The following is a 22161-nucleotide window of genomic DNA, read 5'->3' as shown; positions in this document are numbered from 1 at the left end:
CGGATTCAGGCCTTTTCGAACCAGAAATCGGTCATCCTGCCCTCGCGCTCCTCCGCGAAGGCCACCTTGACCCGGGTCCCGACGCCGATGTTCTGGGGGACGTTCCCCGGGGTCCAGTCGATGCCCCTCACGTAGTTCAGGACGGCGGTGTCCGCCCCGTCGAGCAGGACGTACGCGATGCAGTACGGGGCTTCCGGGAGCCCGCGGAAGGACTGGAACACGACGGTGAACGCCTCCACGCGGCCCTCGGTCCCGACCTCGACCCAGTCCGTCGTGTCCACGAAGTCGCGGTCGCAGAACGGGCGCGGCGGAAGGAGGACCCTCTCGCACGCCGGGCACCTGCGGCCCAGGATCTTGCCCTCGTCGCGAAGCGCGTTGTAGAAGTGGCTCCCGGTCTCGCCGAGCGCGTGGTTGTAGGTGATGTCCCAGTGCTCCTGGAGCGTCGTCAGTGACTCCTGCTTCATGTAGCTCCTCCTGTTCCGTTCTCTCCCCTTGCGGGCTAGCGGCCGTCTCCCACGACCACGGCACCGAAGTGCTGGTGGTCGCCGCCGATGCCCGTTGCGAGGGCCGTTTTGACCCCGTCGATCTGGTGCTCCCCCGCCCGGCCCTGCACCTGCAACGCCGCCTCCGCGACGCGCACCATCGCGGTGACGGAGATCGGGTTCGCGCACAGGACCCCGCCGGACGGGTTGACGGGTCGATCCCCGTCGATGTCGAAGGCGCCATCCTCGAGCAGTTTCAGCGTCTCGTCCGGCTCGCACAACCCGACGTCCTGGATGGCGTGAAGCTCGATGTTGCTGAAGGGCGCGTACAGCTCCCACGCCTGGATCTCCCGCCGGTGGTCCTGAATGCCAGCCATCTTGTAGGCGGCGTAGGCCGCCTGCGTCAGCGCCGGCGAGTCCGCGTGGTCGACCTCCTTTTTCGGGCCCATCCTGTCGCCCATCCAGTAGGTCTCGGAGGCGTGTCCGAGGCCCCGGATGTAGGCGGGCTTGTGAGGGAACCTGCCGACGTTCTCCCCGGCCGTGAGGATCATCGCGGCACCCCCGCTGGAGGAGGGGCACGAATCGTACAGCTTTATGGGCCAGGAGATCATGCGGGAGCCCAAGACGTCCTCGACGGTGAACTCTTTCTGGACGTGGGCGTAGGGGTTCTTGCAGCCGTTCTTGTGGTCCTTGACCGAGACCGCGGCCATGTGCTCCTCGGTCATCCCGTACTTCTCCATGAAGCGCACGGCCTGGAAGGCGAGCATCGTTATGGTGTTTAGCGGCATCGCCCGCTCGTAGAAGGGGTCCCAGATCCGGTTCAGAATGGTCTGGGCGTCGCCGCTCTCGCCGACGCGGTCTGCGCCGACGACCATGACGGTGTCGTACATCCCGGACGCCACGTGGTAGGCGGCCACCTGGACGGCCGAGATCCCCGTCGCCCCTCCCGTGTGGACCCGCATCATCGGCTTGCCCGCGGCCCCGCAGGCGTCCACGATCCAGCGTTCCCCGTGCGAGACGCCGATGATCGCGTCCGGGGCCATGGAGACGACGACCGCGTCGACGGAGTCGATCGTCGTCTCTGCGTCTTCGAGCACGGTCTTGGTGGCCGCGCGGACCAGCTCGGGGTAGCTCTGGTCCGTGAGCCCCGAGTACTTTGTTTGTCCGATGCCGGCTATTGCTACTTCTCTCACTACCCTAGCTCCCTCCGGTTTCGTGGAACGGCATCTCTCCTCACTCGCCTTCCAGGCAGACGACGCTCGCACCCTGGGTGGCGAACCCCTGCTGGGCGGTCGCCAGAGCCCTCCTCGCCCCTTCCACCTGGCGCTCGCCGGCCCTTCCCGTGACCTGCAACGCGGCCTCGGCGACCTGCACGAGCCCCGAAGCGAAGGCCGGGTTGGAGCTGAGCGCCCCGCCCGAGCGGTTGACCGGCAGCTTCCCCTCCGGCAGGGTCACCCCCTCGCTGATGAGCTCCTCCCCCGCGCCGTACTCCGCGAACCCCAAGGCCTCGTACTGCATGATCTCGTTGTAGGAGGATGCTTCGTGGAGCTCCGCCGCATCGAACTGCTCGAGCGGGTCCTCGATGCCGGCCATCGCGTAAGCCTTTTTCGCCGCGGCCTCGAGGCTGGGCAGCTTCGTGAGGTCCCTCTCGCCCATCCAGTAGCCGCCGGTGGCCCATCCCATCCCCCTGACCCACGCTACCGGCCCGTCGAAGACCCTGGCCCGCTCCTCCGACGCCAGGAGGAGCACGCACACGCCGTCCGAGTAGGGGGGCAGGTCGTACTCGGTCAGCGGCCAACTGAGGGGCGCAGACTCGTTGACCTGCTCCAGCGTGGGCGCCTCGCGCAGGTGGGCGAGGGGGTTGTCCAGGGCGTTCCGGCGGTTCTTGACCACCACCCGCGAGATGAGGTTCCGGTCGGGACCGTAGGCCTGCTCGTACGCGGAGGCCTGCAGGGCGTAGCTCGTCATCGCGTTGATCCCGATCGGGCGCGTGAAGTATGGCTCGGAGGCAACCCTCTGCACGACGTCCACGGGGCTCTCCGAGACCTTACTCCAGGAGATCGCCAGCGTCAGGTCCCGCAGCCCGGACATGATCTGCATGGCCGCGAGCAGAAAGGAATGCTCGCTCGCGCTGGAGAGGTTGATCGAGTCCTTGAAGTACGAGGCCGTCGACCCGGCCATCACCATGTTGGAGATCGCGCGCCCGTCCGTTACGTCGGAGGACGCGGTCACGATGTTGCTCAACTCCTCGCGCTCGACCCCCGCCTCCTCCAGCAACCGCCGCGTCGCCCGGAAGACCATCTCCTCCAGGGTGGACTCCGAATAGTTCTCTCCGTAGGGCTCCTGATGTACCCCGACGATCCCTACCGCCCCTGACACTCGCGCACCTCCTCGATCACGTCCTTCGCCAACTTCTCTCCGCCCGTGCACCGGCTTATCGCCGCGGGCATATGGTCCTTAGCACCGATGAGCTCCCTCCTCCGTCCGGCATCAGGTTCTCGATCCTTCCCTCACCCTCGCTCCTTCGAGCTCCTCTTCTATGCTGCTGATGCCGGTGTTGTAGCGGACGTGGATCTCGTTGTAAGAGACCTGCCTTCCCCGTTCGCGCTCCTCGCGCGCCCTGGAGCCGCTGAGCACGGTCCCCAGGTAGCAGCCGAGGAAGCCCAGCGGCACGGAGACCAGGGCCGGGTTCGGGAGGGGGAAGATCGCGTTCTCGCCCATGACGGTGGGACCGAGCAGCACCAGGCCCAGGGAGGCGACGAGGCCGGTGAGCATGCCGACGACTGCTCCGGTCGTAGTAAATCCCTTCCAGTAGAGCAGCAGCAATATGACCGGGGTATTGGCGCTCGCGGCGATGACCAGGGGCACGGCAACGAGGATCGCTATGTTGACGTTTTGCAGCCCGAGGGAGAGGAGGAGCGACAATATGACGATGAGCGCCGCCGCTATACGTCCGGCCCTCAACTGCTCTCGCTCGCTCGCCTCGCCGTTGCGTATAACCTGGTTGTACAGGTCGTGGGCGAAGGCGCCGGAGGCCGCGATCACCAGCCCGGCCATCACGGCCAGGATCGTCGCGAAGGTGATCGCCGAGACGTAGGCGAAGAGGACGGGCCCACCGAGAATCTCCGAGAGCAGCGGGACCGCGAGGTTCCCCCCCTCGCCCGCCTCGGCGATAGCGTCCTGACCGACCAGGAGCGCGGCCCCGTAGCCGATGATCGGTATCGTCGCTATCGCGAGGACCGAGATCCAGATCATGACGGCGAGCGAGCTGCGGGCCGCTTGCGCGTCGGGGACGGTGAAGAAGCGGATCAGAACGTGCGGCAACCCCGGCACGCCAAGGAACAGGGCCAGGGCGAAGGACATCCATCCCAACCCCTCCAGGGTCCCGTGCGGCGGCGTGAGCGCCCCGCCTCCCAGCGTGGCCGAAGCCTCGTTGAAGACGGCGAACGGGTTGAAGCCGAACCTGGAGAGCACGAGCAGCGTTATGACGAGGAACGCGCTTATGAGCAGCACCGCCTTGACTATCTGGATCCAGGTGGCGGCCACCATGCCGCCCGCGGTGATGTAGATAGCTATGAGGACGCCTATGACGATGACGGCCACGGCGTAGTCGACGCCCATGAGAAGCTCGAAGAGCGAGCCCGCGCCGACAAGCTGGGTGATCAAATACGGGATGCTTATGGCTACCGTGGTGAGAGCCGCCGCCGCGCGGACCCCTTTGGCGTTGAAGCGGCTCGTGAGCGCGTCCCCTATGGTGTACCGGCCGAGGTTTCTAAGCGGCTCCGCGATGAGCAGGAGCATTATAAGGAGCCCGACCGTGGCACCGATCATCAGGTAGAAGGCCGAGAAGCCGGCCACCGCGATGAGGCCCGTGTAGCCGAGGAACGTGGCAGCGGACAGGTAGTCGCCCGTGAGGGCGAGGCCGTTCTGCCAGCCCTTGATCTCGCCTCCGGCCACGTAATGCTGGCTCGCGTCCTTGTTCCGCCTCGACGCCCAGACGGTGATGCCCAGGGTGATCGCGACTATCAGCAGGAATACGACGATCGTCGTGGCGTCGGTGCTCATGCGCCCGTCCCCCCCTCGGCGGCCTCTTCTCGCGCCCTCCTGGCAAGCCCGTCCCATCTGGCGGCCTGCCTCGTGTACAGGTGGAGGAGTACCAGCGTGGTCGCCAACTGGGCAAAGCCGTAGACGTACGCCCAGGTCATAGCCCCTATGGCCTGACCGTCGAGCAACGTGGTGAACCCGCCCAACGCCGGCCACCCCAGAAAGAACACCGTAAAGAGGATCACCACGGGAACGATGAACGCCCTCTTCTTACGCGCCAACTCCTCGAAGGCCGAGGTCCGCTCCACCCGCTCCCAGTCGCTACTCCTACTCCCCACACCTTCCCTGACGGGCGCGGAGCGCTCCGTCAAAGACCGCTCGTCCGCGATCGACCTATCGTCTCTCTCCATCGACTCTCCTTCCCCCCGTAGACAGCGCTTGCAAAGCAACTCCGGCACGAACCTTCGGGTCCTACTTACCGGCCCTTCGCGTCCTCCCGATCACCCGCCCCCCGGAGACTGCGCCAGCGGGCAACAGCGCCGACGGCTTCGAGAACCGCCACGTGCGACAAGCCGGCATCTTCCGGCACTCACGTCCGGTACCACGTCCACACCCCTTACCACCGGCGTCTTGCGACCCTGCTCCCGCATAGCCCTTTCCCTCGGTGCCTATATATGAATTATAGGTTCACAACATAAACAAAATCAGGATCGGTGTCAAGCAGGAATCTTCAAGCTGGCAGCCCCTAGTTGTTGCAATATAGAAATTATCGTACTAATATGGGCACAGATAGGGGAATCAGCATGGCAGGTTTTGTAAGGGGAAGGAGTCAGGCGGCGTGTGCGTTTTCGAGGTTCGCTTCGTGACTTGCTGGCCCTTTCCGAGCGATTTTGAGGAGTGAGAACATGCCCTCGACGAGCAGGCGAGTGCCTTCCTCCGGCAGTTACTGGAGGCGAACGGTCCGGCCCTGAGCGAGATGAGCCCGACAGAGGCACGGGATGCCCTGGCGAAGCTCACCGAGTTGAGGGGGAGCCGGAGCCGGTCGGCGGCATCTCCGATCGCGCGATCGCGGGCCCTCTCGGCGACATCCCGATCCGGGTCTACACCCCGAAGGCGCGGGTCCGTTCCCCGCGCTGGTGTACTTTCATGGGGGCGGTTGGGTGGTCGGCGACCTGGAGATGGTCGACGCGATGTGCACGATGTTGACCAACCGCGCAGGGGCGGTGGTGGTCTCCGTCGATTACCGGCTCGCGCCGGAGCACAAGTTCCCGGCGGCCGTGACCGACTGCTACGCCGCCACGCGGTGGGTCTCCGAAAACGCCGCCGAGCTCGGCGTGGATCCCCGGCGGATCGCGGTGGGCGGGGACAGTTCCGGCGCCAACCTGGCGACCGTGGTCACGACCATGGCCCGGGACGAAGGTGCGCCGAATTTAAGCTTTCAGGTGCTCTTCTACCCCGTGACGAACATGGACTTCGAGACGGCTTCGTACCGGTCGAACGGGACCGATTACTACCTCACTACCGAGTCGATGAAGTGGTTCTGGGGGCACTACCTGGAGAGCGAAGACCTCGGGCGCGACGTGCGCGCCTCCCCGCTGCTCATGGAGGACGCGAGCGGTCTGCCGTCCGCGTTCGTGGTCACCGCGGAGTTCGACCCTCTGCGAGACGAGGGGGAGGCTTACGCGAAGCTCTTGCTGGAGGCCGGCAACGACGTCGCGGTCAAACGCTACGAGGGCCAGATCCACGGCTTCGTCACTTTGTGCGGGGTGATGGACAAAGGCAAGCAGGCCATCGAGGATGCGGCGGCACGGATGCGTCAGGCGTTCGCCGCAAAGGCGTCCCTGTAGCTCGGGCCCGCCGAGGAGCATACGAGATTTTGTCTCCCATCAGGAGTAGCCAGGGCTCTTCCTTTATGCAGGGCCTCGTGGGGCCGTTCGGTGCGACGCGCCGACCGTTCGCGGCAACCGTAGAGAGCCGCCCGACAAGGGCCGCGGGACTCGCCGCACCCGAGGATGTTCCGGCGCTTGAGCGCTCGGTTCCGGCGAGACGTCGGCACGGAGGGAGCATGATCTGGACCGCAAACACGAGGAGGAAGGCATGACCGGCTTGCAGCAGAACCTCCCAAAAACAGGTGCCGGCTCGATGGGCGAGTTCGACGTGATCATCATCGGAGCCGGGTTCGCGGGGATGTACATGCTCCACCGCCTGCGCGACGGGCTCGGGCTCTCGGCGCGAGTCCTCGAGGCGGCGAGCGGCGTCGGCGGGACGTGGCACTGGAACCGCTACCCGGGGGCGCGTTGCGACTCCGAGAGCTACTACTACTCGTACTCGTTCTCCGAGGAGCTGCAGCAGGAATGGGAGTGGACCGAGAAGTACGCGGCCCAGCCCGAGATCTTGCGCTACCTCAACTACGCGGCGGACAAGTTCGACCTGCGCCGGGACATCCAGCTCGGGACGCGCGTGACGTCGGCGATCTTCGACGAGGACGGGAACCGGTGGGAGATCCGAACGGACGGCGGCGAACGCTTCTTCGCGCAGTTCCTCATAACCGCGGTGGGTGGTCTCTCCGCCGCGAACGTACCGGACATCAAGGGCCTCGATACCTTCGAAGGCGAATGGTGCCACACCGGGGAATGGCCGCAAGAGGGCGTCGACTTCGCCGGCAAGAGGGTCGGAGTGGTGGGCACGGGCTCGACCGGGATCCAGATTATCCCGAAGATCGCGGAGGAAGCAGGCCACCTCACCGTCTTTCAGCGGACCCCGAACTACAGCGTTCCCGCGCGGAACGCTCCGATGGACCCGGCGTTTCAGGAGCAGGTCAAGGCGAACTACGACGAGATCCGTCAGAAGCAGCGCAAGACGCCCGCCGGCCACCCCTGGGACGTTGGCAAGAAGTCGGCCCTCGAGGTTTCACAGGACGAGCGTCAGGCCATGTACGAAGCCGCCTGGGAACGGGGCAGCTTGCGGTTCAGGAGCACGTTTAGCGACCTGATCATCAACAAGGAAGCAAACGATACGGCGTCCGAGTTTATCCGCTCCAAGATCCGCGAGATCGTCGAGGACCCGACCGTCGCCGAAACCCTGACCCCGTACGACCATCCCTACGCGACGAAGCGGCCGCCGATCGACACCGACTACTTCGAGACGTACAACCGGGACAACGTCTCCCTGGTGGACGTCAAGAGCTCGCCGATCCAAGAGATCACCCCCAAGGGTATCCGCACGACGGACGCGGAGTACGAGCTGGACGTCCTCGTGTTCGCCACCGGCTACGACGCCCTGACGGGTGCTTACCTCAGGATGGACATTCGCGGCAAGGGCGGCAGATCTCTCAAAGAGAAGTGGGAGGCCGGCCCGCGCACGTACCTGGGGCTCCAGATCGCCGGTTTCCCGAACATGTTTACCATCGTCGGCCCCGGCAGTCCTTCCATCCTCACCAACGTGCCCACGTCCATCGAGCATCACGTCGAGTGGGTCTCGGATTGCATCGAGTACATGAGAGAGGGCGGTTTCGAGCGCATCGAGGCGAACGTCGATGCGGAGGATGCGTGGGTCGAGCGCGTCAACGAGGCGGCCGGGCGCACGCTTCTTCCCATGGCCCAGAGCTCCTGGTTTCTCGGGGGGAACATCCCCGGCAAGCCCCGGGTCTTCATGCCATATGCCGGTGGTTTGCCGACCTACATACAGATATGCGACGAGGTGGCGGCCAAGGGCTACGAAGGATTCGCCCTGACTGCCCAAAGATCTACCGCAAGGGACGGTGCGCTGAAGAAGTGATCCCCCATGCCGTTCTGCCGCCCGCCCCGGTTCGCCCGGAGCGGACGCCAAGCTCAGAGAAAGGGCGAAGACAATGCGTTTGGAGAATAGGGTAGCCCTGGTCACCGGGGCGGGTAGAGGGATCGGCCGCGCCATCGCGCTCAGGCTGGCCGAGGAGGGCGCCGACGTCCTGGCCACGGACATCGACCCGGAGCTCGCCGAAGAAACGGCGTCGGCCGTCCGTAAGATCGGCCGGGAGGCCCGCGCGACACAGGTCGACGTTGCAGACCCGGCCCAGATCAAAGAAGTCACCGCGATGGCCGAGCAGGAGTTCGACGCCCCGCTCGAGATCATGGTCAACAACGCCGGTATTCAGCTTCTAAAGGAAGTCTTCGACGTTACGCCGGAGGAATGGGATCGGATCGTAGACATCAACGCGCGCGGCGTGTTCTTCGGCATGCAGGCTGCGGCGAACGCCATGAGGGAACGGGGACGCGGCACGATCATCAACATGGCATCGATCGCGGGGAGGGAGGCCAGCCCGCTCTACGCGCCCTATTGCGCGACGAAAGCAGCGGTGATCAGCCTGACCAAGTCCTTCGCCCTGGCCCTCGCACCATACGGAATCCGGGTCAACTCCGTCGGTCCGGGGATCGTCGATACGGATCTCTGGGACAAGCAGGATGCCGTGCTGGCCCAGATGAAAGGGCTACGGAAGGGGGAACCCAAAGCGCAGCGCATCAAGCAAGTCCCGCTAGGGAGGGCCGGGGTCCCCGAGGACGTGGCCGGTACGGTCGCCTTCCTCGCCTCCGACGATGCGGATTACATAACCGGCGAGTGCATCCTCATAAGCGGCGGCCTGGTGATGTTGTAGGCGTCCCACGAGATCCTCCGAAGAAGATCGGTGGCAGCTTCATGGACCGGCCCGGGGCGGGGGGCGACGCACCGTGGAGGCGCCCGCCAAGCGCCGTCCACGAGAAGGAGCGCGAGAGGCATGCTCAGGCAGGAGACGTCGGGAGAGACTCAAGGGGTGAGCGATGTGACTGATGTCGAGCGGATGGCCGTGATCGGGGCGGGGGCAGCGGGCCTGTGTGCGGCCAAGCACCTCCTGGAGCGCGGCTTCGCCGTGACGGTGTTCGAGATGGGCTCGCAGGTGGGCGGGCTGTGGGTGTACGAGAACGACAACGCCCGGAGCCCGGCTTATCTATCGCTCCGCATCAACTCGGAGCCCCGCGCCACCCAGTTTCACGACTTCCCCTTCCCGGAGGATTACCCTTTCAACCCCACGCATTTTCAGGTCCATGCCTACCTGGAAGCCTACGCCGACCACTTCGACATCAGGCGCCACATCCGGTTCAACGCGAAGGTCGCGTCCGTCGAGCAGCCTACGACCGCTCCCGGGAACGAGTGGCGGATACGGCTGGCGGACGGGACCGAGGAGAGCTTCGACGGCGTCGTCATCGCCACCGGGCACCAGGGGGTCCCCAGCCACCCGCCCTTCGCGAAGAAGTTCGGGGGCGAGTACCTCCATTCCCACGACTACCGGACGCCCGAGCCGTTCCGCGACAAGCGGGTGCTCGTGGTCGGCACGGGGAACAGCGCCCTGGACATCGCGGCCGACATCTGCACAGTCACCGCCTCCACCACCATGACCGCGCGGTCGCCGGTTCTGATCATGCCGCGTATGCTGTTCGGCGTCCCCATCCAGAGGACGATAGCGAAGATCAGCAAGCCCGGCGTGCCGTGGGCGGTCGAACGCCGGTTCCGCGAACTCCTCACCTACGTCGCGCACGGACGGGTGGAGGATTGGGGCTTCGTCAGGCCCAAGAAGCGTACCCACCCCGCAAGCCACCCGACCATTATGGGGCACATCGCGTGGCGGCGGATCGCCGTCAAGACGGCGGGCGCGGACGACGCGGACGGGAACGAGGTCCACTTCTCGGACGGGACGGTCGAGAGGTTCGACACGGTCATCGCGGCGACGGGTTACGAGATAGATCTGCCGTTCCTGTCCGAGGAGATGGTGCCGGTCACCGGACGCAGATTGGACCTCTACAAGCGCGTCGCCGCGCCAGGATGGCCGGGCCTCTACTTTGTCGGGTTCCACAACGTCAGCGGCGGCGCCAACATCCGCATAATGGACGTGCAGGCGGATCTGGTAGCGGCGCTCGCGAAGGGCGACGTGGGGCTGCCCGACCGGTCGGAGATGATAGCGGACATCGAGCGGGAGAGGCGCCGGATCGAGCGGCGGTATCCCGACAGCCCCCGCTACGGCCTGGAGCTAGACCCCCCCGTCTACACCCGGGACGTCGAGGAAGAGCTCCACCCGCACCGCAGTCGTCTCCGCCTGCGCCGCACGGCGCGCTATTTCCTCCGCGACGCCGCCAACGCGGTTTACCACGGTCGTCGGGGTTCGACGGTAGACCGGCGTCTCATGGCGAAGCTTGCCGCCACAGGCCTCGCGGCCGTCGGTGTCGCGACCATCGTGGCCTTGCCGAGAGCCAGGAGGCGTTCGTGAGCGCGGATGAGTGGCCTCGACCGTCTTCGGGTCCTCGGCACTCCGACCGTACCCTCGGGCTTTGCGTGGCCGAAGCCGGCAGGGTGTTGTCGGGTTTGCAGCTTAAGTGCATTTCATGGCACCACGAACGGTGCCGCTTGCGACCCCACTGAACGTTCCAGCAAAGGAGAACTTGTGGAGAGAGAAGACAAGTTGGGTGTGAACGAGCCGTCGGCGGAGCAATCCGGCCCTCGGCCAAGAAGCGGCGGGTGGGAGCAAGTGGAGCGGACCTCGGCCTTCGCGGAGTTGGTGAAGGCAAAGAAGGCGTTTATCGTCCCCGCGATGCTGTTCTTCTTCGTGTTCTTTACGGCATGGACCGCTCTGGGCGGGCTCACCACGGTGCTGGATGGGCGGGCCTTCGGGGCGGTGACCTGGGCTACCGTCTTCGGCTTCGCGCAGTTCGTGGTGGTTTTGGTGCTCCTGCACCTGTACACGGCGCGGGCGAAGAAGTGGGACAGGCTCGTGGAGGAAGCGCGCCGGGAGGCGCCTGAGAGGAGGAGGATCTCGTGAGCGCCGATACCATAACCATCGCCACGTTCGTGGTGATCATCGCAATAACTTTAGGCATTACCGCCTGGGCGTCGAGGAGGAGCAAGGACACCGACCACCACTACGTGGCCGGAGGGGAGATCAAGGGCTGGCAGAACGGCCTCGCCCTCGCCGGCGACTTCATGTCCGCCGCCACGATATTGGGTATCGGCGGCCTCACGGCTCTAGGTTCCTTTACCGGTTTCTACATAGCGGCCGGCGGCCTGGCCGCCTTCCTCGTCATGCTCCTGCTCGTCGCCGAGCCGTTGAGGAACCTCGGCAAGTACACCCTGGCAGATGCGCTCACGAGCCGCTTCAACGCCAAAGGGGTGCGCTCCGCGGCGGCGATCAGCACGATAGCAATATGCATCCCTTACATGATCGCCCAGCTCGTCGGCGCGGGCGCCGTTATCGAGCTCTTGACCGGCGTCGACTACGCCGTGGCCGTCATCATCATCGGGATCCTGATGGCGGTCTACATCACGGCGGGCGGTATGCTGGCGACCACGTACATCCAGGTCGTCAAGGCGGTGCTGCTTATAGTAGCGATCTTCGTACTGTTGGTGCTCGTGCTGGCCCGGTTCAGCTTCAACCCGCTCGCCGTCCTCGACGAGGCAGGCGCGCAGTTGGGGGGCGGCGCGTTCACGCCGCCGCACGGGCTTGAGGGCCTGAGCTGGGTCTCCGTCGCTCTGGCCTACATGTTCGGTGCGTCGGGTCTTCCGCACATCCTGATCCGCTTCTTCACCGTCCCCGATGCGAAGGCGGCCCGGGCCTCCATCGCTGTCTCCATCTGGGTCATCGCGCTGGTCCTCGCTGCGATGCCGATCATCGGCTACGGGGCAGCGCTCCTGGTCGGCCAGCAGACCCTCGCCGCCGAGGCGAGCGAGGGGGGGAACCTCGCGGTTCCGCTGCTCGCCGAGGTCTTGGGCGGCCCCTTCTTGCTGGCGTTCGTCGCGGCCGTCACGTTCGCAACCATCCTCGCCGTGGTCGCCGGTCTCGTCATAGCGGCCTCCGGCGCCTTCGCCCACGACTTCTACAACAACGTGATCCGCAACGGCGAGGCGAGCGACGGGGAGCAGTTGAACGCCGCTCGCATCATGGCGGTGGTCGTCTCCGTCCTCTCCATCGTCCTCTCCCTGGCCGTGCAGAACGTCAACATAGCCATCCTCGTCGCCGTGCCCCTGGTCATCGCCGCGAGCGCGAACGTCCCGGTCATCCTGCTGACGCTGTACTGGAAGCGGTTCAACACCACCGGCGCCATCGTCGGGATGCTCACCGGCCTCGTCGCCTCCGTGGGCCTGACGCTGGTCGGCCCCACTGCGATGGGCGAAAACGCGCTCTTCCCCCTCGCGGGTCCGGGGCTCGTCTCCATGCCTCTCGGCTTCTTAGGGTGCTACCTGGGCACCGTCCTCAGCGGGACCCGCGCTCGCGAGGAACGCGAGCGCGGGACGCAGGTTCCATACGAGGAGATCCACGTCCGGTCCAACACAGGCTACCGGAGCATAGGCGAGGAGCTGGAGAGGGAACCGACGAGCCGGTCGCGAGCTTGATCCCGGGTCACAAGACGCGCGTTGCGGACCAGAACTGCGGGGCCACGTGCAGGGTTAGAGGAGCTCTGCGCGTGGCCCGTCTGCGCACGTATTACTCACACATGGACGCGTCCTCCTGATGCACCTAACCCGTAGTTAGGGCGATACGCCCGAAGACGGCGCCGCCTTCCAGCTCGGCGTGGATCTCCGCCGCCCGCGACATCGGGGCCTCGGTGACTATCGGGCGAACCTTGCCCGAGGCGATGAGATCCAGGGTATCGACGAGTTGGGCCCGGCTCGTGCTCACGGCGCTGTGAAGGGAGAGGCCTCGCAGGAAGAGCTGGGCGAGGTTGAGCTGCACGACGTCGCTGGACAACTCCCCGACCATTACCCAGCGCCCGCCCGGGGCGAGGCTGCGGCGCGTCTGATGAAATACCTTGCCGCCGACGTTGTCGATCACGAGGTCGACCCCTCGGCCACCGGTGTACTCCATCACCCCTTCGGCGAACTCCCCGTCCGGGTCGACGACTACCGTGTCAGCCCCGAGCTCCTTTATACGGTCGGCCTTCTCCGGCGAGGTGGAGGTAGCTATCACCCTCACGCCCGCCCGCGAGGCAAGCTGGACGACGTGGACGCCGAGCCCGCCGCCCGATCCCGTGACGAGCACCGTCTCGCCGATCTGGGCCTTCCCGGTGTCGCGCAGGGCGTTGAGGGCGGTACCTATAGCGCAGGCGGCGACCGCGGCCTCGGCGTCGCGGACTCCTTCGGGAACTCGCGCCGAGGTGCCGGCGGAGACCACCACCCGTTCCGCGTAGCCACCGTCGCACTCGTGCCCGAGAAACTGTCGAGATGGGCACAGGGTCTCGCGCCCGCTGCGGCAGAGCTCGCAGATGCCGCAGACGTACCGTCGCTGCGTCGTCGCCACCCGGTCGCCCACGGAGAAGCCTTCCACCGACGGCCCGACCTCCGCCACGACCCCGGCTATCTCGTGCCCGGGTATGCGCGGCAGCGCCACCCCCCCGCGCATCGCGCCCTGGCGGCTCAGCACGTCGTGGTAGCAGACTCCGCAGGCGCTCACATCCAACAAGAGCTCCCCGGGTCCAGGCTCCGGGTCTCCGACCTCGCGCTCCTCGAGCACCTCCGGGCCGCCGAACCGATCGATGCTGATGGCCTTCACTTCGTGCCCCCGTTCTCACCATACGCTACGTAACCGGGACGCGTCCCATGCCGGCTTTGCGTCGCCAGGCAAAGGTTTGCGGTGTCAAGACTTTCGGACGCCCGCTGACGGTAGCGCACCCGCCGACGGCCCTGCGCCGCCTCCGCTCGTGGAGTCGGCGCAGAGCCTAAGATAGGTTGATAACTACTTCGCCCAGTCGTAGACGATCACGCCGCGGATGTTCTTCCCGTCGAGCATGTCCTGGAAAGCCTGGTTGATCTCGTCGTGAGAGTAGGTCCTGGTGATGAGCTCGTCCACCTTGAGCTTGCCGGCCCTGTACTCCTCAAGGTAGCGTGGCAGGTCGGCGTGCACGGGAGAGTCGCCGTAGAGCGCGCCCACGACCTGCTTGCGCAACATGGTCAGCTCGAAGGGCGAGACGTCTATGTGCTGGTGCTTGACGTTGGCGACCCCCGTGACCACGGCGCGTCCGCCCTTGCGGATGGCCTTGAAGGCCTGCCCCACGTGTGCGGGCAGGACGTTGTCTATGGTGACGATGGCCTTGTCCGCCCCGACGCCGTTGGTCAGCTCGATCACGGCTTCGACCGGGTCCCGCTCGTTGGGGTTGACGGTGTGGGTGGCGCCCAGCTCCTCCGCGGTCTCCAGCTTGAAGTCCACCGGGTCCACGGCGACGACCTTGGCCGCCCCCTTGACGGCCGCGCCCTGCACCGCGTTGATCCCGACGCCGCCGATCCCGAAGACGACCACCGTCTCCCCGGGCTGCACGTCCGCACTGTTTATCGCCGAACCGAACCCGGTCGGTACTCCGCAGCCGACGATGCAGACCTTCGTCAGGTCTATGTCCCCGGCGAGGGGGATGATGGAGGCCTCGGGGACGACGGTGTACTCGCTGAACGTCGAGATGCAGCAGAACTGGCCGGCGTCCTCGCCGCCCTCGGTGTGCATGCGGAACGTCCCGTCGAGCTGGGGACCGAGCAAGATGTTCGCTCCGCGGTCGCAGAGGAACCCCAGGCCCATCGAACACCAGCGGCAGTAGCCGCAGGACGGGATGAAGGTCAGGAGGACGTGGTCCCCGGGCTTGAACCTCGTGACTCCCGGCCCGACCTTCTCGACGACGCCCGCTCCCTCGTGCCCGCCGACCATCGGGAAGTATAGGGGCCCCAACTCCCCGGTAACCAGATGGTAGTCCGAGTGGCAAAGCCCCGTGGCCGCGAGGTGGACCAGGACCTCGCCCTCCTTGGGGGCGTCCACCTCTACCTCTTCCAGCTTGAACTCCTGACCTTCCCCGTAAAGCACCGCCGCCCGACTCTTCATCCTCTCCTCCTTTTCCCCTCGATCGCTACGAGCACAAGCATCGAAGCGTCAACGACAGGTCCCATTCGCGTGGTTGATACTGCATCTGGCCATCCGCAGGTATGGGGAATGGCCGTAGATGCATTGCATCGAGCACGATCGAAGCCCCTCCACCCTCCTTCGCTCGCACCGGAGGCCTCAGACGAGATCCGGTTCCTCTTCCGCGACGCCACCGGCTTCCGGGACCAGGATAGACTTGGTCTCCAGGTACGGCACCAGACCCTCGGGCCCGCGCTCGCGCCCCAGGCCGGACTCCTTGTAGCCGCCGAAGGGGGCCGCGCAGTCGAGGTTGTAGCAGTTGACGCCGAGTCCTCCCGTGCGGATCCGTCCCGCCACCCCGAGCCCCGCGTCGACGTCCTCGGTCCAGACGCTGCCGGCCAGGCCATACCTCGAATCGTTGGCGATGCGCACGGCGTCGTCCGCGCCGTCGTACGGGATGACGACGTAGACCGGACCGAAGATCTCCTCCTGCGCGATGCGCATCGAGTTGTCGACGTCGCTGAAGACCGTCTTTTCGACGTACCAGCCCTTGGGGAAATCGGACGGACGGCCGCCGCCTAGCGCCACCCGCGCGCCTTCCTTCTTCCCACCTCGAGGTAGGACTCGACCCGATCGCGCTGGCGCTCGGCCGCCAGCGGCCCGACAAAGGTCTCGGGGTCGCGCGGGTCCCCGAAGGGCACCGTCCCCACGGTCTCGACCACGGCCTCCACCACCTCGTCGTAGCGGCCGCGGGGGCGAGGATCCTGGTCTGCGCGTTGCACGCCTGCCCGGAGATGAACATCATCGGGGCAACGAGCGCCGGCATCGCCTTTTCGAGATCCACGTCCTCGAGCAGAACCGCCGCCGACTTACCGCCGAGCTCGAGCGTGCAGGGCCGGACCCGCTCGGCGCACAAGCCGCCGATGCGGCGTCCGGCGTCGGTGCTGCCGGTGAAGCTGACCTTGTCCACCCGTCGTGGGTGACCAGATACTCCCCGACCTCCCTCCCGCCGGAACGATATTTAGCGCGCCCTCGGGCAGCCCCGCCTCCTCGAAGGCCTCGGCGAAGCGCACAAAGTTGAGACAAGCCTCGGGGGGCGGTTTCAAGACCGCCGTGCAGCCCGCGAGCAGCGCCGGCGCCAGCTTCATCGCCGCGACGATCTGCGGACCGTTCCAGGGGATGATCGCGGCAACCACCCCCACCGGCTCGCGCCGCACGAGAATCTCCAGCCCCTCGTTCATGGCGTCGTACGTCGGGCGGCGGTCCTCCCAATCGAAGCCGTCCGCGAGCCCCGCGTAGTACTCGAACAGGTCGATGGCGACCGGGATCTGCCCACCGAGCGACTGGGAGATGGGCGAGCCCATCTCCGAGGTCAGGGTGTAGGCCATCTCCTCGTCGTGCTTGCGTAGGTTCTTGGCGGCGCCCCGAAGCACATCTGCCCGTTCCCCAGGAGACATACGGGGCCAGGGCCCGCCGTCGAACGCCGCACGAGCGGCGGCGACGGCGCGATCCATATCGGCGCGCGAACCGCTCGGCGCGCGCCCCGACTCCTCCTCGGTTGCGGGATCGATCGCCACGATCTCGTCGGTACCGGCTGGCTTGACCCATTCGCCACCTATAAATAGCCGCGTCTGCCTGTACATGTAGGTCTCCTTGACGATCGTGGGCGTTTTACTCGCATGCCCACGTTGCAGTTTCGGACCGCAGTCGGGTACGAAGCGCAGTCACGTAATTGCGTGCCTCGAACTAGCCATTCGAAACCACGTACCCAGTAGCACGCCGCTGTCGGTCTGGCGCAGACACTATTTCTTGTTCCAGAAGTCGTTGTCGATACACTGCCATCCCCACCACGACGTTCTCATATATCTACAACTGTGCATCATAATATATACATAGTTTGTATCTGTCAAACGCGAGAGGTGGAGTGTCAAACTTCTTCCGAACCGATTCCGTGCTGTTTGCGCCCCAGCGTGTGGAGCCTCGCCTCCTCGGGCAGGCCGGCCTTCTCGGCGAGCGGCTTGAAGTAGCGGCGGTGGAGGTTGTTGCGGTGTCCCTCGGCGCACCGCTACTCCGGTGCGCCGAGGGACACCGCGAGAGCCATCACGAGGCGAAGAGAAGAGGGTTACCTTGATCTTACACACGAGGGAGCGTTTTCCGCTCAGGTAGGCGGGTTCGGGCCGATGTTGGACGGAAAGGCCGAGCCCGTGTGTAAGATCATTCGACGCTCGAAGGCCTTGGAGGTTTCTGGCCACGCCCGGATGGGCGGGGTGATACGTCGAGCGTGGGGGTGCTATCCCGCCGCCTGGAGGTCCGGGACACGGGCGACGCTAGCCGTTCACCGGACCTCCAGACGTCTTCGAAGCTCTCGCGCGTCAGGGCCGGCGGGCAACCTCGACTAGGTTGTCCGAGAAGGTAGGGGCCCGGCCCATGTCGGCGTACTCGCCGGAGTTGACCGCGTTGACGGTCGCTTCGGTGCGGGTGAACGTCCGCCAGTAGCCCATCGGGGCGACGACGACCCCGGGCGCGACGTCGTCGGTCACGCGCGCCCGCGCGTCGAACTCGCCGCGGTCGTTGTGCACGCGCACGTCCTCGCCGTCGCCGATGTCGCGCGCGGCGGCGTCTTCGGGGTTGATCATCACGAACTGGTCGCCGGAGAGCCTCTGCTGGCGGGGCCGGTTGCCGTAGATCGAGTTGAGGTACGCGTGGCTCTTCGGAGACAGGATGCTGAGGGGGAACCGTGCCGCTCTTTGCGGGTCGGTTTCGGCGGTCTCCCTGCGCGGGACGTAGTGGGGCAGCGGGTCGATCGGCTCGCCGGCCTGGAACTCGTTCGATCCCTGCCGGAAGAGCGGCAGCACGAAGTTACCGCCCTCGGCCATCGAGGCCTTCAGCTCGACCTTGCCCGAGGGTGTGGGGAAGTTGCCCTCGGCGTGGGGGGCGTAGGTCTCCGGCGTGCCGACGTTGAGCCGCGCGTAGCCCTGGCGCTCGAGGGTCTCCATGTCGATGCCCTCCATCACCGGGCTCTCCCAGTCGATGGCGTCGATGGCGCATCGGCGCGCGCTGCGTTGCCACTGGGGATCGTCGCCGAAGCCCATGGCCTCGGCGAGGCGGCGGAAAAGCTCCCTGTTGGGCACCGCTTCGCCCAGAGGGTCTATCGCCGGTTGGTTGAGGGACAGGTAGAAGTGTCCCCAGGAGAACATCATGTCGTACTGCTCGAGCTGGGTCGCCGCGGGCAGGACGAGGTCCGCGTGGAGGGCGGTGTCGGTCATGAACTGCTCGCTGACGACGGTGAAGAGGTCCTCGCGGGCGAGGCCGGCGAGGACCTTGCGCTGCTCGGGGGCGACGACGGCGGGGTTGGAGTTGTAGACCATCAGCGACTTTATGGGCGGGTCCAGGTCCATCTCGCCGGTCAGCGCCCGGCCCAGGTGCCACTGGTTCAGGACGCGCGTGTTCGGACGGATCCAATCCGGGCGCATCAACCCGTCCCACTTGATCGGGAACGCCCAGAGGGGCAGCTGCAGGATCCCGCCGCCCACGCGCCGCCACGCCCCGACGAGCGCCGGCAGGGAAGCGAGCGCCCGCACCGCCTGGCCGCCGCCGGGATGGCGCTCGATCGCCACGCCGAGGCGTATTACGGAGGGCTGCTGCGTGGCGTACTCCCTGGCGAGCTTCCGTATGTCGTCCGCCGGAACGCCGGTTATCCCGGCGACGAGGTCCGGCGGGTACTCGGCCGCCCTCTCGGCCAGCTCCTCGTAGCCGACCGTGTAGTTCTCGACGTAGTCGCGGTCGATCAGTCCTTCCGAGATGATCACGTTCATCATCCCCAGAGCCAGCGCGGCGTCTGTCCCGGGCCTTATCGGGACGTGCCAGTCGGCCTGTTTGGCCGTGCGCGTCTTGACAGGGTCCACGACCACGACCTTCGCGCCGTTCTTCTGCGCCTCGGCGATGAACGGCCAGTGGTGGATGCTGGTGCTGAGCGGGTTGCTGGCCCACAGGACGATGTACCTGGAGTACTTGAAGCTCTCGGGGTCTATCCCCGCCGCCGGCCCTAAGGTCATGATGTACGCCGTGCACGAACCGGAGTCGCAGAAGGTCCGCTCGGTGATGGTCGCGCCGAGCTTGTTGAAGAACGCGTCGCCGACGTTGAGGCCGTTGAGTATCCCCTCGGTGCCGAGGTAGCTGTAGGGCAAGATGGCGGTCGGGCCGTGCTCGGCCACGATGCCGTCCCACCGATCCTTGATCTCCCCGAGCGCGTCCTCCCAGCCCACCCGCTCGAACTCGCCGCTCCCCTTGCGCCCCGCCCTCCTGAGCGGGTAGAGCACGCGCTCGGGGCTGTGCACCTTCTCGTGGAAGTCGTTGGTCTTGGCGCACAGCGCGCCGCGCGTGAACGGGTGGTCGGGGTTGCCCCGGACCCCGTCGCCCGCCCGTCCTCGACCGTGATGATCATCGAACACGTGTCGGGACAGTCGTGCGGACAGGCCCCGATCACGGTCCTCGTCCCGTTGCGCGATGTGGTAGCAGCCATGCGTCCCCTCCTATCAGCCATTCCCCTGACCCGGCCGGAAGGACCCGCCGTCCCCCCCTGCTCGTAACGTTCACTATATATTCGTGAGAAGATGTCCGTCAACGACGTCGCCCTGCCCGTTAGGAGATCGTGGTCTCCAAATAGGCCTCGGCCTGCTCGCGGGAGACGGTTGGGAAGCCTTCCGGGGCGTGGCCGGCCTTGAGGTAGTCCACAAGGGTCTCGACCTCGATACAGGTACCGGTGAAGACGAGTTTGTCGCCCATGACCTCCCGGTCCCCGGAGACGATCCTTCGTTCTTCCATCGGGTTTCTCCTCCGTGCGGGCCACTTCCGGGCGAGTGTAAAGAAGCCGCCCCCGCGGCGACGGCCAGCACGACCGCCGGCTCATCCACGGCGCTACGGACCACCGCTAGCCGCACCGAAAAGGGAACGTCCCCGATCTTGGCGCAATGCTCCGCGACTCCCAAGGTTTTGGTCACACCGAACGCCGTTCTGACGGCGGAGAAGTTCGGCGACGTGAACTCGCCAGGCGTAGCGCCCGAAACGTAGCCAAGAGTCGAGGCCTGGGACCGGGATCGGGGCTCTCGTCGATTCGACACAGGCCTCGCGGCCCTCGCGACCGCCAGGGTCCGTAACGCCGCTTACGACGCCCGGCGCAGCGTGAAGCAGAAGCGCGAGCCTGCGCCCGTCTGGCTCTCGGCGCGTATCGAGCCTCCGTGCGCTTCTATGAGGCCGCGGGCTATCGCGAGGCCGAGGCCGGCGCCCGGGGAGGCGCCGTCCCTCGGGCGGGCGCGCGACTCCTCGCCCCGGAACGAGCGCTCGAAGACGCGCGGCAGAACCTCGGGGGTGATGCCCTCGCCGGTGTCCTCCACCTCCACGCGCACCGCTTCCTCCCCTTCGGGCTTGACGCGCAGGAAGATCGTGCCGTCGGAGGGGGTGTGGCGCAGGGCGTTGGAGATGAGGTTGTGCAGTACGCGTTGGAGCTTGGGCGGGTTGATCAGGACGGGGTCTATGCCGTCTGAGAACTCCCCGAGGAGGCGGACGCCGCGCTTGTCGGCCTCGGGCTGGAAGCTGGCGAGCGTGTCGGAGATGAGGTCGTGCAGCGAGGCCCGTTCGAGGGTGAGCCTGAGCGCGCCCGCGTCGATCTGGGCGAGCTCGAAGAGGTCGTCCACGAGCCGGCCGAGGTGCGTGACCTCGTTCTGAGCCGAGGAGAGGTAGCGCTCTCTGACCTCGGGGTCGGCGGCGACGCCGTCGTTGACGGCTTCGAGGAGGGCGCGCACCGCGGTTAGGGGCGTGCGCAGGTCGTGGGAGACGGCGGCTATAAGCTCGCGCCGCTCCCCCTCCATCGCGCGCTCGCGCTCGTCCGCCTCCCTGATCCTCCGGGCCATGCGGTTGAAGTCCACCGCGAGGCCCGCGACCTCGTCGTGGCCTTTGACCGGCACCTCCGTGTCGAGCTTCCCGCTCGCGAGCCGCGCGGTCCCTTCCCGCACCTCCTCGATGCGCCGGGCCATCGGGGCCGCCCAGTACAGGCCTATGCCGACCGCCAGGAGCGCCGCGAAGAGCAGCATCGTCAGCAAGATAGAAAGGTCGTGCCCGGAGAAGAACATCGCCCGGGACCCCAGCAGCGTCGTGCCGAGGAGCAGGAGGCTGCCGATCAGGCCGGCCCCCAGAAGCTGGGCCCTGACGCCGCCTATACGCCCGAGCACGGCTGGCCGCATCAAGAACAGCGCCGCGAGGCCCACCCCGCAACCCACCTCGAGCAGGACGAGCGCCACCGCCGCAAGATCCTCCTTCGGGACGCCGAACAAGGTCGCGGCGAAGGCTATCGTCACCCCCAGGGCGGCCGCAAAGGAGAGGGCCGCGACGACCACGAAGCGGACTGCTTTCACCGCTCGTCCACGAACTGGTATCCGACGCCCCACACGGTCTGCAGGTAACGCGGGTGGGCGGGGTCGGTCTCTATCTTCTCGCGCAGGCGACGGACGTGGACCGTGACGGTGCTGTTCTCGGCGCTGAAGGCGAAGTCCCACACCGCTTCCATAAGCTGGTCACGCGTGTACACCCTCCCCGGGCTCTTCGCAAGGTGGTGGAGCAGGTCGAACTCCCGGGCCGTGAGTACGACGGGCTCGCCCCGTACCGTGACGCCCCGCGTGTTGGGGTCGACGCGCAACCCGTCGAACTCGAGGACCGCCTGCGTCGTCTCCGCCTCCGGAGCCGCGTTCACCCTTCTCAGGACCG

General features: G+C 66.4%; 17 protein-coding genes and 1 pseudogene. 6 read left to right on the top strand and 12 right to left on the bottom strand.

Annotation, left to right across the window (positions count from 1 at the left end; all coding sequences use genetic code 11):
* Positions 1 to 5: 5 nt before the first annotated feature.
* The 5 genes from GBA65_RS02115 to GBA65_RS02095 form a co-directional block, all read right to left on the bottom strand.
* A complete protein-coding gene (locus tag GBA65_RS02115) occupies positions 6 to 464 on the bottom strand; it encodes a Zn-ribbon domain-containing OB-fold protein (RefSeq protein ID WP_166395164.1) in 459 nt (152 codons plus the stop codon).
* A gap of 35 nt (positions 465 to 499) precedes the next feature.
* The gene (locus GBA65_RS02110; protein WP_166395163.1) at positions 500 to 1675 is read right to left on the bottom strand and encodes a thiolase family protein; all 1176 of its coding nucleotides are present in this window, start codon (positions 1673 to 1675) and stop codon (positions 500 to 502) included.
* 40 nt (positions 1676 to 1715) lie between these two features.
* Entirely contained in the window at positions 1716 to 2861 is a 1146-nt protein-coding gene (locus GBA65_RS02105) for a thiolase family protein (RefSeq protein ID WP_166395162.1), read from the bottom strand.
* 111 nt (positions 2862 to 2972) lie between these two features.
* A complete protein-coding gene (locus GBA65_RS02100) occupies positions 2973 to 4547 on the bottom strand; it encodes a solute symporter family protein (RefSeq protein ID WP_166395161.1) in 1575 nt (524 codons plus the stop codon).
* Positions 4544 to 4936 carry a DUF485 domain-containing protein gene (locus tag GBA65_RS02095; protein ID WP_166395160.1) on the bottom strand — a complete coding sequence of 131 codons (393 nt, stop codon included), beginning with the start codon at positions 4934 to 4936 and terminating at the stop codon, positions 4544 to 4546. The genes GBA65_RS02100 and GBA65_RS02095 overlap by 4 nt, the downstream gene beginning before the upstream one ends.
* A gap of 750 nt (positions 4937 to 5686) precedes the next feature.
* On the opposite strand from GBA65_RS02095, the gene GBA65_RS02090 reads away from it, so the two are divergent.
* The 6 genes from GBA65_RS02090 to GBA65_RS02065 all read left to right on the top strand — a co-directional run bounded on the left by GBA65_RS02090 (position 5687) and on the right by GBA65_RS02065 (position 12917).
* A complete protein-coding gene (locus GBA65_RS02090; protein ID WP_207956080.1) occupies positions 5687 to 6373 on the top strand; it encodes an alpha/beta hydrolase in 687 nt (228 codons plus the stop codon).
* A 250-nt stretch (positions 6374 to 6623) separates the two neighbouring features.
* Positions 6624 to 8303: a flavin-containing monooxygenase gene (locus tag GBA65_RS02085; RefSeq protein ID WP_228281618.1), complete on the top strand. Its 1680-nt coding sequence runs from the start codon at positions 6624 to 6626 to the stop codon at positions 8301 to 8303.
* Between the two features lie 79 nt (positions 8304 to 8382).
* Positions 8383 to 9156: an SDR family NAD(P)-dependent oxidoreductase gene (locus tag GBA65_RS02080; protein WP_166395159.1), complete on the top strand. Its 774-nt coding sequence runs from the start codon at positions 8383 to 8385 to the stop codon at positions 9154 to 9156.
* A gap of 156 nt (positions 9157 to 9312) precedes the next feature.
* Entirely contained in the window at positions 9313 to 10800 is a 1488-nt protein-coding gene (locus GBA65_RS02075; protein WP_166395158.1) for a flavin-containing monooxygenase, read from the top strand.
* A gap of 174 nt (positions 10801 to 10974) precedes the next feature.
* Positions 10975 to 11349, top strand: a complete 375-nt coding sequence (locus tag GBA65_RS02070; RefSeq protein WP_166395157.1) for a DUF485 domain-containing protein — start codon at positions 10975 to 10977, stop codon at positions 11347 to 11349.
* Positions 11346 to 12917 carry a solute symporter family protein gene (locus GBA65_RS02065; protein WP_207956079.1) on the top strand — a complete coding sequence of 524 codons (1572 nt, stop codon included), beginning with the start codon at positions 11346 to 11348 and terminating at the stop codon, positions 12915 to 12917. Before GBA65_RS02070 ends, GBA65_RS02065 begins: the two co-directional genes overlap by 4 nt.
* Positions 12918 to 13041: 124 nt before the next feature.
* Here GBA65_RS02065 and GBA65_RS02060 read toward each other — a convergent pair whose 3' ends face one another.
* The 7 genes and pseudogenes from GBA65_RS02060 to GBA65_RS23875 all read right to left on the bottom strand — a co-directional run bounded on the left by GBA65_RS02060 (position 13042) and on the right by GBA65_RS23875 (position 22147).
* Positions 13042 to 14073: a quinone oxidoreductase family protein gene (locus GBA65_RS02060; protein WP_166395156.1), complete on the bottom strand. Its 1032-nt coding sequence runs from the start codon at positions 14071 to 14073 to the stop codon at positions 13042 to 13044.
* Between the two features lie 183 nt (positions 14074 to 14256).
* Positions 14257 to 15384 carry an NDMA-dependent alcohol dehydrogenase gene (locus GBA65_RS02055; protein ID WP_166395155.1) on the bottom strand — a complete coding sequence of 376 codons (1128 nt, stop codon included), beginning with the start codon at positions 15382 to 15384 and terminating at the stop codon, positions 14257 to 14259.
* A gap of 177 nt (positions 15385 to 15561) precedes the next feature.
* Positions 15562 to 17045, bottom strand: a pseudogene (locus GBA65_RS25990) (aldehyde dehydrogenase).
* A gap of 729 nt (positions 17046 to 17774) precedes the next feature.
* Positions 17775 to 19853 carry a molybdopterin-containing oxidoreductase family protein gene (locus GBA65_RS02045; RefSeq protein ID WP_207956075.1) on the bottom strand — a complete coding sequence of 693 codons (2079 nt, stop codon included), beginning with the start codon at positions 19851 to 19853 and terminating at the stop codon, positions 17775 to 17777.
* A gap of 190 nt (positions 19854 to 20043) precedes the next feature.
* Positions 20044 to 20226, bottom strand: a complete 183-nt coding sequence (locus GBA65_RS02040) for a DUF433 domain-containing protein (RefSeq protein WP_207956074.1) — start codon at positions 20224 to 20226, stop codon at positions 20044 to 20046.
* A 338-nt stretch (positions 20227 to 20564) separates the two neighbouring features.
* Entirely contained in the window at positions 20565 to 21812 is a 1248-nt protein-coding gene (locus GBA65_RS02035; protein ID WP_166395154.1) for a sensor histidine kinase, read from the bottom strand.
* The gene (locus GBA65_RS23875; RefSeq protein WP_228282038.1) at positions 21809 to 22147 is read right to left on the bottom strand and encodes a winged helix-turn-helix domain-containing protein; all 339 of its coding nucleotides are present in this window, start codon (positions 22145 to 22147) and stop codon (positions 21809 to 21811) included. Before GBA65_RS23875 ends, GBA65_RS02035 begins: the two co-directional genes overlap by 4 nt.
* Positions 22148 to 22161: the final 14 nt, after the last annotated feature.

This window comes from Rubrobacter marinus, assembly GCF_011492965.1.
In the GTDB taxonomy this organism is placed as follows: domain Bacteria; phylum Actinomycetota; class Rubrobacteria; order Rubrobacterales; family Rubrobacteraceae; genus Rubrobacter_F; species Rubrobacter_F marinus.
This window is presented reverse-complemented; position numbering and strand designations above follow the sequence as displayed.

What these genes read in the sequence shown, in the direction of transcription:
- GBA65_RS02095 (WP_166395160.1), bottom strand. Translation starts at nt 4,936, where the DNA reads ATGGAGAGAGACGATAGGTCGATCGCGGACGAGCGGTCTTTGACGGAG.
- GBA65_RS02115 (WP_166395164.1), bottom strand. Translation starts at nt 464, where the DNA reads ATGAAGCAGGAGTCACTGACGACGCTCCAGGAGCACTGGGACATCACC.
- GBA65_RS02100 (WP_166395161.1), bottom strand. Translation starts at nt 4,547, where the DNA reads ATGAGCACCGACGCCACGACGATCGTCGTATTCCTGCTGATAGTCGCG.
- GBA65_RS02040 (WP_207956074.1), bottom strand. Translation starts at nt 20,226, where the DNA reads ATGGAAGAACGAAGGATCGTCTCCGGGGACCGGGAGGTCATGGGCGAC.
- GBA65_RS02085 (WP_228281618.1), top strand. Translation starts at nt 6,624, where the DNA reads ATGACCGGCTTGCAGCAGAACCTCCCAAAAACAGGTGCCGGCTCGATG.
- GBA65_RS02055 (WP_166395155.1), bottom strand. Translation starts at nt 15,384, where the DNA reads ATGAAGAGTCGGGCGGCGGTGCTTTACGGGGAAGGTCAGGAGTTCAAG.